A 15,638-nucleotide genomic window follows, 5' to 3' on the forward strand; every position below is an offset into this window, starting at 1 on the left:
ACAAAAAGAAATCCTATAAAAATCAAAACAGTTTCTAACTCTCTCTCTTAATTGTTTTAGCAAGGGGTGTCGGTCATTGAAGGCAAGATGCTCCTTGCTCTTTTTGTATTGTATTCTTATTCCTTACCTTGAGTTTCCGAAAATTGTATCTTCGTATATAAAAATTGAATGAGTTTTTAGGAATATTTATAGAAAATACATTTCTTTGCAAGGCAAACGAATTTTAATATTATGCAAAAATTTATATTCCTTTTTCTATTTCTGCTTTCCTCTTTTGCAGTTGCTGCACAAAATGATGAAACACAGCAGTATGATTCAATCTTGTCGGTAATGAAAAATAAATCTATCCCCTTGATGGAGCGTTATTACATGACCGGGAATATAGAGAATCTTTCACGGGAACATCAGATCGGAGTTTTGAAACAGCTAGTACCCGAAGCGAAAGAATGGGAGGATAAAGCGGTTATTACTCGTTTGTATTCCATTATTTCTTTGTCGGAGACTCAGCTAAGTCATATGGAAGCTGCTAAGAACTATCTGGATAGCGCCTTTGTTTATGAAGGGACTTTTTCTAACAATAATATTGCCGGAATGATGTATTATGCGGCAGGGGTTTATCACGTGACACTGACTGATTTTGTAGAAGCTCAAAAGAATTATTATAAAGCTGCAGAATACTTTAATAGGAACGAACATAAACCGGGCATCTTGACGGATGTGTTCTATAATTTGTCTGTCATTTATGTTTTGTGGCAGGATGAAAAGGGATTAGCCGAACTGATGAAAGACTTGGAGCAGACTCCGGTTGACTTTCCGGTTCAGCAGATTTTGAAATTATCCGTGCAGGCTCAATATTATTATGTACATTATGCGAATACGAAAGATGTTGCTTACCTCGATTCGGCTGCCATGTACAATAATTTAGCGTTTGATGTATACAATACGACGGATAATCCATATGATGTAGGTCATCAGATATCGGATAATTATCTTAGTCAGGCACTCATTTATTGCTTTCAGGGAAAGATTCAGGAAGCGAGAAACTGCTTTGAGACAGGGCGGAAATTGATGAATCCGAAACAGTTCGATTCGGATGCGCGTATCTTATATATTTCGGGAATGATCTCTTATTATTTAGGAGATTATTCACAGGCAGAAAACAGTCTTCGGACTGCGTTGGAACAACTGGAATCGTTAAGTGAAGAAAAACAGATAAATTATGATGAATCCATTGTTTCCAGCTATTTGATACTTGCCAAAGTATATGAGGAACAGAAACTTTATGATAAAGCGTTGGAAGCCGAACGCCAATCCATGCTGTTTTCCAGACGGCTGTATGAACAAAATACGCGAAGAGAGATAAACACACTTCGCGTGAAGTACAATCTGGATCAGGCCGAACGTAACGTAAAGCAGCTTACCGTACTTAGTGAACAGCGTGCACGTATCAACCAACTTGTGATAGGGATGATGGTACTGGCATTGGTTGTTATTTTCCTGTTAGCCGTTCGTTACCGTTCGCGTCAGAGGTTGAATGCTCATCTGTTACAGATTGCCGATTTGAAACAACAGGAGGCTGATCTGACTATAGAACTTCAGAAAGCCAAATTGGAAGAAAAAGAAAATGAATTTCAAGTTATGGTGAACGAGGCGCGGCAACGTAGGGTGCAGTCTTATCTGGAAGGATTGGAGGTAGAACGTAATCGTCTTGCCCGTGAACTCCATGATAATGTATCGAATGAATTGGTGGCTATCCGTATGGAGATAGAGGGAGGTAAAAGTACGCCTCAAGAAATAATGAATACTCTTAAAACATTGCATACGGAAGTACGGGCTATTTCACATGATCTGATGCCGCCTGTGTTTAAGTATGCCACCCTACCGGAAATATTGGAGGATTATGTATCGCAACGCGATAAATCGGGCAAGGCAGAAATCACATTATCGATTCAACCGGAAGAAGGATGGGAAAACATACCGCAAAATACAGGATTGGAGATTTATCGCATCATACAGGAGGTCACCGGAAATGCGTTGAAACATGCGGAAGCCAGCCGGATAGACATAAGCTTATTATGGAATGAGAACAGAATAGAGATTATGGTTGCTGATAACGGGAAGGGTTTTGATAAAGAACGCAAAGGCACAGGTATTGGCATGAATATCATTAGAGAGCGAGTCCGCAATCTGAAAGGACAATTAAGAATAGATACTGCTCCGGGAAAAGGTACAAAAATACAGGTAGAACTTTCTACCGGTGATTTGTGACTTGATCGGTGAGTTGTCGTTTCTTCAATGATATCCCATATTTTGTAGTACTTGCATGATCTCTTTTTCCTGATCAGGGTGAAACCACTGTATCTCTTCGTCCCGTTTGAACCAGGTCATCTGTTTACGCGAATAGATACGTGAGTTCTGTTTTATCTTCTCAATGGCAAAAGGGAGTTCCCAAGTTCCGTCCAGATAATTGAAGATTTCTTTGTAGCCTACTGTATTGAGTGAGTTAAGCGGGCGATAGGGATATACATTCCGGACCTCCTCAAGCAACCCTTCTTCCATCATTACATCTACCCGGTGGTTGATGCGATTGTAAAGTTCGGCCCGGTCACGTGTCAATCCTATTTTTATAATGCGGAAAGGGCGTTCTTTTCTTTTTTGTGTCCGGAAAGAAGTATAGGTCTTCCCTGTCATATAACAAATTTCGAGGGCATGGATGACTCGTTTGGGATTCTTTAAATCGACAATTTTGTAATATTCCGGATCGAGCAGTTTCAGTTCGGAGCAGAGATTCTCAAGTCCCTCCGCTTCATATCTTTGCAACATCATCTCCCGTGTCTCTGTATCTACGGTAGGAATATCGTCAATACCTTTGCATATGGCATCCACATACATCATCGACCCTCCTGTGAGAATGACTACTTCTTGTTCTTGAAATAGCCTTTCGAGGATGGTCATTGCTTCCTCCTCGTAACGCGCAGCACTATAATAATCAGTGAGTTTTAGTGTACCTACCAAATAATGAGGTACCCGTTTCAATTGTTCCGGGGTAGGGGCGGCAGTACCTATTTTAAGGTCTGCATAGATCTGTCTGGAATCGGCAGAAACAATGCTTGTATGAAAATGTTCCGCTAACCGGAGACTTAGCTCTGTCTTTCCAACTCCGGTAGGGCCAATAAGGACGATAAGGATAGGAGAGGGCATAAAAGGATTTACGATTAGATAATTTACAATTAGACGATTGAAGAACCTTGCTTTATTGATGTCTCCGTAAGGGGAGGTGATGGATGATTACAAGATCGGGGAGAGAAAACCCCATTAGGGTTTGGGCATATAATTCGGTTTACGATTAGAGGATTGGCCACTTGGAAGAGTAGTACTTCCAATCGTAAATAGTAAATCGTCTAATCGTAAATCCGATATTATTGGGGCTTATAATTTCTCTTCTTCAAAGGATCCTGCATCAGGTGTACCGCCACCTATATCAAAACCTTCGGCATCAAAGTCCTCAAGGTCGAAATCCTGGTCTCCGTAGAAATTTTCATCCAAATCCAATGAACCACTGGCAGCAGCCATTTCTTCAAAATCCATGGTCTGTTTGGGGGCATCTCCGGTTTTCTTTGTGCATTTAGAGCCTTTCATCTCTTTTCCTGTGATGATTTCAGACAGTTCTATGAAGAAACAACGTTCTGTCATGTAATCAAATACATAGAGCAGTTTCTGCTTTTCATCCTCAATCAGTTCGCTGAGGGTCGTATCTTTCATTACCCAACTGTCTATTTCCGGACTATTATCCATCTCTTCCAATGTAATCTCTTTCTCCTTTTCCCAGTCATCGTCACAAAGGAAAAATGAGGTCATCTGATCGTTGGTATACCCTGTCGATTTCAATATCGCTTCATGGAAGTCATAAAAAGTGGCTTCCGGATCAATTTGTATTTCTCTGACGAAATTATCCACCTCATCAGATATGATGGTAAATCTGTATATCATAATGATAATGTTTTAAATTTTCAATATATATAATATGCCAATAGACAGATTTGTTATTTAATAATTCCTCGCTCCGAGTTGCGTATAAAACTGATAATATATTCTATTTCCGGGCTCGTCTCTACTTCTGCTTCCACTTTTGTAAGGGCATCGGAAATATTTAATCCGCTTTGGTAGATAATGCGGTAAGCATTATGAATGTTTTCAATTACTTCATTGGAGAATCCACGGCGACGGAGACCGATGATGTTGATACCACTGTAAGTAATGGGTTCGCGTCCGGCAATAATATAAGGGGGAATGTCTTTACTAAAACGTGATCCGCCTTGAATCATAACATATCCGCCTACGTGGCAAAATTGGTGCATTAATACGGCGCCACTGATGATGGCATTATCGTCGATGATAATTTCTCCCGCCATTTTAGTAGAGTTTCCGATAATACAGCCGTTGCCAATGATAGCGTCGTGGGCTACATGCACTCCTTCCATCAGAAGATTATTATTGCCAACGATGGTTTTTCCTTTGGCTGCCGTACCACGGTTGATGGTTACATTCTCGCGAATGAGGTTATTGTCTCCGATTTCGGCAGTACTTTCTTCTCCACGAAATTTGAGATCTTGTGGAATAGCACCGATAACGGCACCTGGGAAAATAGTATTTCCGTTACCGATACGCGAACCGTATAAAATATTGGCATTGGGCATAATTTTGTTATTATCGCCGATCACCACATTTTTATCGATGTAAACGAAAGGACCGATCTCTACGTTTTCCCCGATTTTTGCTTCAGGGTGAATATACGCTAAGGGACTTATCATAATTTATTTGTTTTTTACTATTTGAGCCATAAATTCCGCTTCACATACTACCTTTTCACCTACGAAAGCGTAACCTTTCATAGTGGATATGCCTCGCCGAATAGGAGCTAACAGTTCTACCCGAAAGATAAGGGTATCTCCCGGTACTACTTTTTGGCGGAATTTCACACCGTCTATTTTCATGAAATAAGTAGAATAGCGGTTAGGTTCGTCTACTGAATTGAGCACGAGCAGTCCTCCGATCTGTGCCATTGCTTCTATCTGAAGTACACCCGGCATTACCGGTTCCTCGGGGAAGTGACCTTGAAAGAAGGGTTCATTGGAAGTGACATTCTTGATTCCTACAATATAGTTGGCACCAATTTCAATCACTTTATCTACCAACTGGAATGGATACCGGTGAGGAAGCAGTTCGCGGATGCGGTTTACATCCATGATAGGCGCTTCATTGCAGTTGTATATGGGAGCCTGTATTTCGTGCAAACGGATTTCTTTGCGCATCTGACGGGCAAACTTGTTGTTGATCGTATGTCCCGGACGAGTTGCAATGATGCGGCCTTTGATGGGTTTACCGATAAGGGCAAGGTCACCGATGACATCGAGTAATTTGTGACGGGCGCATTCATTAGGCCATACCAATGGTTTGTGATTAATATACCCCAATTGGTTGGCATCCATGTGGGGAACTCCCATGACATCTGCCAACTGATCGTAACTCTCTTGAGACATTTTACGTTCATAGATAACGATGGCATTGTCTAAGTCACCTCCTTTGATCAGTCCGGCTGATAGTAACGGTTCAATTTCACGGACAAATACGAATGTACGGCTGGCAGCTACTTCCTCTTTAAAATTATTCATATCTTCCAGTGTTGCGAACTGGTTAGGGATGATAGTAGAATCGTAGGATACCAATACGTTCAGACTGAAATTTTCGTCCGGCAATACAATGATAGACGAACCAGTCTCCTCGTCGCGGAATTCGATTTTTGATTTGATTATATAAAAGTCCTTGACAGCATTTTGCTCTTCTATGCCGACCTTTTCTATCTCTTGTACGTAATATTGTGCACTACCGTCCAGAATAGGAAACTCCGGACCGTTTACTTGAATAAGACAATTATCTATGCCTAAGGCATAAAGAGCTGCCATTCCATGTTCAACGGTGCTTACTTTTACTCCATTTTTGGCTAACACAGTACCACGTGTCGTCTCTGTCACGTTGTCTGCCACAGCATCGATGACCGGATGTCCTTCCACATCGATACGCTGAATTTTATATCCGTGGTTTTCGGGCGCAGGGTTAAACGTTACTGTCAGATCAAGACCAGTGTGAAGACCTTTTCCTCTCAGTGAAAAGCTATCCTTCAGAGTTTTTTGTTTCAGCATTGGTTACTTATTTATTAGTTGTTGTTTTAATTCTTCAAGTTCTTTGCGTAGATTACGCAGTTCTTGTTGTAGTTCAGGTAAGTTTTTATGTACGACGGCTGCTTTGAAATACTGCTTCGGTTCCATCGGAGGAGTACCAATTAACTGGCTTTCGGATTTAATACTGCCCGGTACACCGGATTGTGCTCCGAGATTCACTTTATCACCGATTTTGATATGGCCGGCGATACCTACTTGCCCACCGAACATACACCATTCTCCTATTTTAGTAGAACCGGCAATTCCTACCTGGGCTGCCATGACCGTATGTGAACCTATTTCATCATTGTGTGCTACTTGAACAAGATTATCCAGCTTAACACCACTGTGAACGATTGTAGCTCCCATCGTTGCACGGTCAACACAAGTGTTGGCACCAATGTCTACTCTGTCTTCAAGGATAACGATGCCGATTTGGGGAATCTTTTCGTAACCTTGCGGAGTCGGTGCGAAGCCAAAACCGTCTGCTCCGATTACTGCACCTGAATGTAAGACACATTCATTACCTATATGACAGTCGTGGTAGATGGTTACGTTAGAATAAAGAAGGCAGTTACTGCCGATCTTCACATTATCTCCTACATAAGTGTGCGGATAGACGAGGGTATTATCTCCGATAACGGTGTTTTCTCCGATGTAGGCAAAAGCACCGACGTATACATTTTCACCGATATGTGCAGTGGGAGAGACGAATGCCAATGAGTCGATACCTTGTTTTTTAGGTTTACTCATTTCGTAGAGATTCATTAATTTGGCGAGGCTTTCATAGGCATTGTCTACCTTTATTAAAGTAGCCTTTATTTCATGTTCCGGCTCAAAATCCTTATTTACCAGTATGATACTGGATTGGCTTTCATATATATAAGGTGTATACTTCGGATTGGAAAGGAATGAAATTGCTCCTGGTATTCCTTCTTCTATTTTAGCGAACGTATGTACAGTTGCGTTTTCATCTCCTATAACTTCTCCTTGGATAAATGCTGCAATTTGCTTAGCCGAAAACTCCATGTTTTTACTCTATTATTATATGATTTTTTTCCGTTTTTTATATGTCCGATAAGGGCGGCTTTTGTATGCGCACCTCTATCAGAGCACAAATAACGGACTTTTTTTTTATATATCCTTACTCTTTAATGAATATTTTATACTTGTATATGCAAACGTTGGTAGCAGATATAGTATTTCTTTACCTTTTTGGAGAGCAACGAGATGTTTAACATATCCGATGCTTCGGCAATATTTTTGATTGTGCCGTCCTTATAGATAATGTCAATACTATCATCTGCCGGTTCGTACATATTCTTTTCGATGCTGGGGGTAGAAACAAAATAGTTCGCTTCGGAAAGTGTGACGCCTAATTGCCGGCTTATTTGCAAAGTTAATTCTTTTTTCCTTTCTTCACTAATGGGTTCGGAAGATATTTCCACTTTAAAGATATTGCGATTGATCATTCCGAGGCTGAGCGTAGAGAGCACTTTGTCCGGATGGGTACTCCATACCTTAAGCGAAGTCCATATATCGTTATCGTCCAACTGGATGAAATTCTCCAGACATTCGGGATTACTATGAAACTTCTCCGGATCGATATCATTGTACAGGAAGAAATGAAGCGCCGGTGAAGCGAATAGCTCCACTCCTTTACGGGCAAGTTCTTTTGCCCGTAGCAAAGTGCTGATGAGCATCCGCTCATAGGCTACCGATGTTTTGTGCAGATATACTTGCCAATACATCAACCGACGGGCCGTAAGAAAGTTTTCGATAGAATAGATACCTTTGGACTCTACCACCAGATGATCATCCGCTACATCGAGCATTTTTATGATACGGGCAGATCCGATATTACCTTCTGTGACTCCTGTATAAAAGCTGTCCCGGCGTAAATAGTCGAGACGGTCCATGTCTAACTGTCCACTTACGAGTTGATGAAGGAAGCGTTTGGGATATTCATCCTTGAATATTTGTATCGCAAGGCTGAGTTGTCCGTTCATCTCCTTATTCATACGTTCCATCAGCATAAGGGAAATTTCCTCGTGCGATATGCCTTTTACAATCGTGTCCTCAAGTACATGTGAGAAAGGACCGTGTCCGATATCATGTAACAGGATTGCCGCCTGTACAGCTTCTGCTTCACTGTCGAAAATGAAGTTTCCTTTAGAAGCAAGTTGCATAATGGCTTCGCTCATCAGGTGGAAAGCTCCCAATGAATGTTGAAAACGGGTATGCTGTGCTCCGGGATATACTACCGATGACAATCCTACTTGTTTGATACGGGTTAATCGTTGTAAAAGGGGGTGTCGTACGATGTCATACAACAATCCCTTCGGTATGTTGATGAATCCGAATACCGGATCGTTTATTATCTTTCTTTCGTAAGCCATGTAATTAGTGGTAAGTGATTAGTGATGAGTGATAAGCGATTAGTGATAAGTGATTAGTGCCATACGGATTATAGCGCAGCAACTTATCACTTATCACTAATCGTTAATCACTTTTTTCAGCTCTTCTGCCATTTGCTCCTGTACTTCTTGTGCGGCTTTTCTGGCTGCTTGTGCAAAGTTTTCGGTTTTGTCTGCATAAATAATTCCACGGGAAGAGTTTACGATTAATCCGCAAGTATCGTTCATACCATATTTGCACACTTCTTCAAGTGAGCCGCCTTGCGCACCTACACCGGGTACAAGAAGGAAATGGTTAGGAACAATTTTACGGATATCTTCAAAGGCACGTCCCTGGGTAGCACCTACTACATACATCATTTGTTCATCACCGGCCCATTCTTGTGATTTCCGCAATACTTTTTCGAAAAGACGCTCTCCATTAATATCTTTTGTCAATTGGAAATCGTGTGAACCTTTGTTGCTGGTGAGAGCAAGAAGAATTACCCATTTACCCTCATAGGTCAGAAATGGTGTAACGCTGTCCTCACCCATGTATGGAGCAACGGTAACCGAGTCTATGTTCAGTTCCTCAAAGAAGGTACGGGCATACATTGCAGATGTGTTTCCAATGTCACCGCGTTTTGCATCGGCAATGATAAACTGGTCGGGATAATTTTCTTTGATATACTTCACTGTTTTTTCAAAAGCGATCCAGCCTTTTACACCCATACTTTCGTAGAATGCCAAATTCGGCTTGTAGGCGATACAAAGATCGGCAGTTGCGTCAATAATTGCTTTGTTGAAAGCGAAGATCGGATCGGCTTCATCCAAGAGATGATCCGGTATTTTTTTGATGTCTGTATCAAGCCCAACGCAAAGGAATGATTTTTTGCGTTTGATATTCTCGAATAATTCTTGTTTATTCATCTTTTATATTTACGATTTACAATTTTACGGTTGAAAATTCTCTCTCTTCTTTCCTTCTCCCCTCTCAATTCTCCCTTCTCTCAATTCTCCCTTCTCTCTTTTGAGTTCTCCCTTTTTTATAGTTCGCTCTCTTTGAGGCGTTCCGTATTTTCGGCTACTGTCAGCTTGTCTATACATTCTTGGATATCTCCGTCCATGAATGCGGCAAGGTTATAGATTGTGTAATTGATTCGGTGATCGGTAATGCGTCCTTGTGGATAGTTGTAAGTACGGATTTTAGCAGAACGGTCGCCGGTAGAAACCATTGTTTTGCGTTTGGAAGCAATGTCGTCAATGTACTTTTGGTGCTCTTTGTCATAGATAAAGGTACGCAGACGCGCGAGAGCACGTTCTTTATTTTTCGGTTGGTCACGGGTTTCCGTACATTCAATAAGGATTTCTTCGGAAATACCCGTATTCGGGTTTTTCCAGATGTAGCGTAGGCGAACCCCCGATTCTACTTTATTCACATTCTGACCACCGGCACCACCGGAACGAAACGTATCCCATTTTATTTCTCCCTCATTGATCACAACATCGAACTCTTCCGCTTCGGGAAGTACGGCTACGGAAGCGGCGGAAGTATGCACACGTCCCTGTGTTTCAGTGGCAGGTACACGTTGTACACGATGTACTCCCGATTCATATTTCATTGTTCCATATACGTTATCTCCTGTGATACTACAAATAATTTCTTTGTACCCGCCGGCTGCTCCCTCATTTGCACTGGATACTTCCAGTTTCCAGCCTTTAGACTCACAGAACTTAACATACATGCGGAAAAGATCACCGGCGAAGATAGCAGCTTCATCGCCACCCGTACCACCACGTATTTCAAGAATGGCATTTTTGCTGTCCTGTGGATCTGCCGGTACAAGCAAGATTTTTATCTCTTCTTCCAGTTCGGGGAGGCGCTCTTGACTATTGTCCAATTCTTCTTTTGCCATTTCACGCATGTCGGCATCCGATTCGTTGGCAAGTATGTCTTTGGCTTCTTCAATGTTGGCCAATGTTTGTATGTATTCCTTGCGGGCCTTCATCAGGTCGTCAAGTTCTTTATATTCTTTGGTTAGTTTGACGTAACGTTTTTGGTCGGCAATCACTGCCGGGTCGGTAATGAGGGTAGAAACTTCCTCAAAACGAGCCACAAGACCATCTAATTTTTCTAATATATTGTTACTATCTGCCATGAAAATTATTAATTTGATTAAGGACAATGTGCCATAAAATAATGTGCCAATGTACTAATGTGCCGATATGCCAATTGGCTGCGCTAAAATAATGTGGAATGTGTTAACTGAATAATTTGCTGAATTTTTTAATTCTTTAATTTCTTCATTCTTTCATTCTCTAATTGGCACATTGGCACATTATCCTATTGGCACATTATTTAATATTTAAATTCTCCGAATTCGCTTTTGATAATCAATTCTTTTTGATCGCTTTCTTCAATACGTCCTACAATTTGTGCGGGGATACCGAAAGATTCGCTGATGGCAATCACTTTTTCGGCATGTTCGGGTGAGAGGTATACTTCGAGACGGTGTCCCATATTGAATACCTTGTACATTTCCGCCCAGTCTGTGCCGCTCTGTTCCTGGATGGTCTTAAACAACGGAGGAACGGGGAAAAGATTATCTTTCACTACGCGTACTTTGTCTACGAAATGCAGCACTTTGGTTTGGGCGCCGCCCGAACAGTGTACCATACCGTGGATATCGGGACGTAGCACATCCAGCAGTTTCTTTACTACCGGAGCATATGTGCGGGTGGGAGAGAGTACCAGCTTACCCGCATTGATCGGTGAACCTTCTACTTCATCCGTCAATTTTAATCCGCCGGAGTAAACGAGTTCTTCCGGAACGGCTGCATCATAGCTTTCGGGATATTTTTCCGCCAGGTATTTGGCAAATACATCATGACGGGCGCTGGTCAGTCCGTTACTTCCCATACCGCCATTATATTCTTTTTCATAAGTGGCTTGTCCGTAAGAAGCAAGACCAACAATCACATCGCCCGGACGGATATTGGCATTGTCGATGACATCTGCACGTTTCATACGGCAGGTCACAGTACTGTCTACGATAATTGTACGTACAAGATCGCCTACATCGGCTGTTTCACCTCCGGTGGCGTATACACCGACTCCCATGTCGCGAAGTTCGGCCAATAATTCATCTGTCCCGTTGATAATGGCAGAGATAACCTCACCTGGAATAAGAAGTTTATTACGGCCGATAGTAGATGATACGAGAATATTGTCTACGGCACCTACACACAACAGGTCGTCGATATTCATAATCAATGCATCCTGTGCGATACCTTTCCATACGGACAGGTCACCTGTCTCTTTCCAATACATGTAGGCCAGAGATGATTTTGTTCCGGCACCATCGGCATGCATAATATTACAATACTCCGGATCTCCACCCAAAATATCGGGAATGATTTTACAAAAAGCTTGCGGAAAAATACCTTTGTCTATGTTTTTGATGGCATTGTGCACATCCTCTTTTGATGCGCTGACACCTCGCATCATGTATCGTTGATTACTCATGAGTTATTAGGTTTTGTATACGGCGGCAAAAGTACTGTTTTTTTTCCGTATAGCCAACATTTTAGCATGAGTTCGACTGAAAGAGTTTTATTTAAAAACTTACCGTTGGAGCGGTTTCGGTACCTTCGGCTGCTTCAAAATAGGCATGTTTGTCAAAACCGAACATAGATGCAAAGAGACTTTTTGGAAAACGGCGAATTGCTGTATTGTAGGCCTGTGCGGCATTGTTAAAGTTGGTGCGGGCTACGTTGATACGGTTTTCCGTTCCTTCCAATTGTGCTTGAAGCTCGAGGAAATTCTGGTTGGCTTTTAAATCCGGGTAATTTTCGGTGATAGCGAGTAACTTACCTAAAGCGGAAGTGACTGCACCTTGTGCTTTCTGATACTCTGCCAGTTTCTCCGGAGTCAGGTCATTGGCGTTTACCTGCATTTGAGTTGCCTTGCTACGAGCTTCCACTACTCCTTCCAGCGTTTCTTTCTCATGAGACGCATATCCTTTTACTGTATTTACCAGATTAGGGATAAGGTCGGCACGGCGTTGATATTGTGTTTCCACATTTGCCCACTGGCTGTTTACACTTTCGTCCATAGTAACCAGGCCATTGTACATGCTCACAGCCCATATAACGATAACCGCCACTACGGCAATAATGATAATAATCGATTTCTTCATTTTCTTTTTATTTTAAATTATTATTTATAGTCTTGTTTTTTCTGACATTTCTTTTTGTTTTCAGAGACGTTTCATTCCGTATCGGAGACACTTAGAAACGTGAACCGGCTCCACCGCCTCCGCCCATACCGCCTCCGAAACTGCCACCGCTGAAGCCACCGCCGCCTCCGAAGCTTCCACCACCGAAACCGCCGATGAACGGTCCTCCACCACCTCTGCCGCCACGTCCATGATAGTCGTCATCATACGTTTGCTGCCGGCGCACTATAGTATGTCCGCAGTTCCGGCAAGTATACGTGATGTCTTCTGTTTTTACTCCATTACGTTTGGAAACGACTCTGCTACCGGTGCGCTGCAACTTGTGCTTGCCGCATTGAGGACAGCGAGTGGCTGCTCTCACTGCTATAATACTGATAACAGATGCTACTCCCATAAAACCGATGACAGCCAACAAGATCATCGACCATGAAATATCTTCTTCGTCGTTGGCAGCGTCATTTACCATCGATCCGTCCAGACGCTGGCATACAGCACGTATACCGCTTACCATTCCTGCATCCCAATTACCTGTTTTCAAGAATGGAATCATGTTCTTTGTTTGTATCCGTTTACAGATGGCATCGGGTAAATCACCTTCAAGCCCATATCCGGTATAGAACTGAATACAACGTTGATCGGTTACCAAGAGAATTACCAGACCGTTATTTTTCCCTTTTTTGCCTACACCCCATTGATTGAGCAGTTGATGGGCGAAATCAAAGCAATCCTCTTGTCCGATGGAAGGAACTACGGCAACGACTGTTTCTATCCCGGTTTTTTCTTCCAGATTATAGAGCATACGGTCGATGCTGTCACAGGCTGCCTGCGACAAAATATCGGCTGGATTGCACACATACCGGAGTTTGTTTTGCAGATGTACTTTCGGAATATTGTCTACGGTATATATCTTTTCCTGCGCTTGCGAAGGCAGGCAGAGAAATGTGAGCAGTATAAAAGTGAGTATTTGTTTCATAATCGTTTTCGTTATCGTCCACAAATATAGCTACTTTTATCTTTTATTCGATATACTTGTCGACGAAGTTCTTTACACGGTTGGTATATTCTGTTTTATTTTCTTTATAAGATACGGCATGCTTTGCTCCCGGAACGATCCATAATTCTTTGGGATTCGGTTTAGCTTCGTAGAGGGGGTAAACCATCCAGGTTGGCACGTAGGTGTCTTTATCACCATGTATGAAGAACATGGGAAGGTCTGCCTTTTCAACTTGTTTTAGCGAAGAGGCTTCTTTGAAATTCCATCCGTACTTTTGTTCGCACAGCCAACTTGTTGTGTACATCAGCGGGAATTTAGGCAAGTGAAAAGCCAATTTCAGTTCGTGTGAAAATTCGTCCCATACACTGGTATATCCGCAGTCTTCCACAAAGCATTTAACGAATTCCGGTTGTTCTTCTCCGGCCACCATCATGGTGGTAGCACCTCCCATAGAGATGCCATGAACTACCATTCGGGTACTGTCACCGTAAATCTGATTGGCTACGTGCATCCATTGCATTACATCGAGACGATCTTTCCATCCCATTTGTATAGCAGGACCTTCGCTTTCTCCATGATGCTGTAAATCAGGTAAAAGGATGTTGAACTGTAAATCGTGACTATACAGATATCCGATCATAAACATGCTTATCGCATTGTCAGTATAACCGTGCACAATGACTGCTGTTTTTGGGGTAGGTTTTGGAGCTGCAATATAGTAGGCATGCAGTCGTATGCCTTCCGGGTTCAAAATAAAAGTGTCTTTCAAGGCATTTACTTGATTGAGACTGTCTACCCAAGGGCGCAGAAAAGGATAATTGGCATATAGATACCTATAGGAATCTGCATCTTTGGCACGTATCCTGGCATTCGGAGTCAGTGAGAAGTTGAGCATATAATAACTTCCTCCGATCATGCAACCGGTCAGTATCACCAGTAAGATGATGCCTCCCAATATCCAGCCTCTTTTAAATCCTTTCTCCATCTTCTGTGTTATTTATTCCATATTTCCCATGCGGCGAATGCTTGTAGGAGAAGCATTTCCAATCCGTTTTTGGTGATGGCGCCACGCTCTTCCCCTTTTTTCATGAAAAGAGTGACGTTTGGGTTATACAACAAATCATAAAGTAAATGGTTTGGTGTAAGTTGTTCGTAAGGTATGTCGGGGCAGAAATCGACTTTCGGATACATTCCTACCGGCGTACAGTTGACAATCACCGTGTATTCAGTCATTATTTCCGGGGTTAGTTCTTCATAGGTCAACATTCCCGGCTTGTGTGTACGGGAAACAAATACCCCTTCGATTCCTAAATTTTTGAGCCCATGAAAAACAGCTTTGGAAGCCCCGCCCGTACCTAAAATCAGAGCTTTTTTGTGTGACGGCAATAATAATGGTTGTATCGATTGGGTAAAACCGATAATATCCGAATTGTAGCCGACTAATTTTACCTTTCCTTTGGGCTGGCGAATAATCTTAATAACGTTTACCGCACCTATTTTGGCAGTATCCGGATCTAATGAATCCAGAAATGGAATTACCTGTTCTTTGTAGGGTATCGTAACGTTTAGTCCGCATAAGTTCGGATTTTCTTCAATAACTTCCATAAAGTCATTGATGCTTGGAATTTCGAAATTGACGTATTCCGCATCTATTCCTTCCGAATGGAATTTTTCGTTGAAATAACCGATAGAGAACGAATGTTTTAGCGGATAACCGATTAAACCATATTTCTGCATATTGATAATAATTATTTAATGTGTCAATATGTCAATATGCCAATTGGGCTGCGCA

Annotated in this window: 14 protein-coding genes; 1 reads left to right on the forward strand and 13 read right to left on the reverse strand. The window is 42.1% G+C overall.

Annotated elements, in window-relative coordinates:
- Window positions 1-231: 231 nt before the first annotated feature.
- A complete protein-coding gene (locus RB604_RS08870) occupies window positions 232-2,268 on the forward strand; it encodes a tetratricopeptide repeat-containing sensor histidine kinase (RefSeq protein WP_055293601.1) in 2,037 nt (678 codons plus the stop codon).
- A gap of 24 nt (window positions 2,269-2,292) precedes the next feature.
- Here the strand turns inward: RB604_RS08870 and miaA are convergent, their stop codons facing one another.
- The 13 genes from miaA to RB604_RS08935 all read right to left on the reverse strand — a co-directional run bounded on the left by miaA (window position 2,293) and on the right by RB604_RS08935 (window position 15,583).
- Complete coding sequence (miaA, locus tag RB604_RS08875; protein WP_055293603.1) at window positions 2,293-3,201, reverse strand: tRNA (adenosine(37)-N6)-dimethylallyltransferase MiaA; 909 nt, start codon at window positions 3,199-3,201, stop codon at window positions 2,293-2,295.
- 228 nt (window positions 3,202-3,429) lie between these two features.
- On the reverse strand, window positions 3,430-3,990 hold the full coding sequence (locus RB604_RS08880; protein WP_005925353.1) for an IS1096 element passenger TnpR family protein: 561 nt from the start codon (window positions 3,988-3,990) through the stop codon (window positions 3,430-3,432).
- A 53-nt stretch (window positions 3,991-4,043) separates the two neighbouring features.
- On the reverse strand, window positions 4,044-4,811 hold the full coding sequence (gene lpxA / locus RB604_RS08885) for an acyl-ACP--UDP-N-acetylglucosamine O-acyltransferase (protein WP_005925350.1): 768 nt from the start codon (window positions 4,809-4,811) through the stop codon (window positions 4,044-4,046).
- A gap of 3 nt (window positions 4,812-4,814) precedes the next feature.
- On the reverse strand, window positions 4,815-6,200 hold the full coding sequence (locus tag RB604_RS08890; RefSeq protein ID WP_005925347.1) for a bifunctional UDP-3-O-[3-hydroxymyristoyl] N-acetylglucosamine deacetylase/3-hydroxyacyl-ACP dehydratase: 1,386 nt from the start codon (window positions 6,198-6,200) through the stop codon (window positions 4,815-4,817).
- Window positions 6,201-6,203: 3 nt separating this feature from the next.
- Complete coding sequence (lpxD, locus tag RB604_RS08895) at window positions 6,204-7,247, reverse strand: UDP-3-O-(3-hydroxymyristoyl)glucosamine N-acyltransferase (protein WP_007478592.1); 1,044 nt, start codon at window positions 7,245-7,247, stop codon at window positions 6,204-6,206.
- Window positions 7,248-7,381: 134 nt separating this feature from the next.
- Entirely contained in the window at window positions 7,382-8,617 is a 1,236-nt protein-coding gene (locus tag RB604_RS08900; protein ID WP_007478591.1) for an HD domain-containing protein, read from the reverse strand.
- 96 nt (window positions 8,618-8,713) lie between these two features.
- Window positions 8,714-9,544 carry an orotidine-5'-phosphate decarboxylase gene (gene pyrF, locus RB604_RS08905; protein ID WP_007478590.1) on the reverse strand — a complete coding sequence of 277 codons (831 nt, stop codon included), beginning with the start codon at window positions 9,542-9,544 and terminating at the stop codon, window positions 8,714-8,716.
- A 116-nt stretch (window positions 9,545-9,660) separates the two neighbouring features.
- Window positions 9,661-10,773, reverse strand: a complete 1,113-nt coding sequence (gene prfA / locus RB604_RS08910) for a peptide chain release factor 1 (RefSeq protein ID WP_005925335.1) — start codon at window positions 10,771-10,773, stop codon at window positions 9,661-9,663.
- Window positions 10,774-10,973: 200 nt separating this feature from the next.
- Window positions 10,974-12,140 carry an AIR synthase-related protein gene (locus tag RB604_RS08915; RefSeq protein WP_007478589.1) on the reverse strand — a complete coding sequence of 389 codons (1,167 nt, stop codon included), beginning with the start codon at window positions 12,138-12,140 and terminating at the stop codon, window positions 10,974-10,976.
- A 91-nt stretch (window positions 12,141-12,231) separates the two neighbouring features.
- Entirely contained in the window at window positions 12,232-12,813 is a 582-nt protein-coding gene (locus RB604_RS08920) for a LemA family protein (protein WP_005925330.1), read from the reverse strand.
- A 91-nt stretch (window positions 12,814-12,904) separates the two neighbouring features.
- The gene (locus tag RB604_RS08925) at window positions 12,905-13,825 is read right to left on the reverse strand and encodes a TPM domain-containing protein (protein WP_044093540.1); all 921 of its coding nucleotides are present in this window, start codon (window positions 13,823-13,825) and stop codon (window positions 12,905-12,907) included.
- Between the two features lie 43 nt (window positions 13,826-13,868).
- Window positions 13,869-14,831 carry an alpha/beta hydrolase gene (locus RB604_RS08930; RefSeq protein WP_007478587.1) on the reverse strand — a complete coding sequence of 321 codons (963 nt, stop codon included), beginning with the start codon at window positions 14,829-14,831 and terminating at the stop codon, window positions 13,869-13,871.
- A gap of 8 nt (window positions 14,832-14,839) precedes the next feature.
- The gene (locus tag RB604_RS08935; protein WP_005925314.1) at window positions 14,840-15,583 is read right to left on the reverse strand and encodes a shikimate dehydrogenase family protein; all 744 of its coding nucleotides are present in this window, start codon (window positions 15,581-15,583) and stop codon (window positions 14,840-14,842) included.
- Window positions 15,584-15,638: the final 55 nt, after the last annotated feature.

The sequence above is a fragment of the Bacteroides salyersiae genome, from assembly GCF_031172035.1.
Lineage (GTDB): Bacteria > Bacteroidota > Bacteroidia > Bacteroidales > Bacteroidaceae > Bacteroides > Bacteroides salyersiae.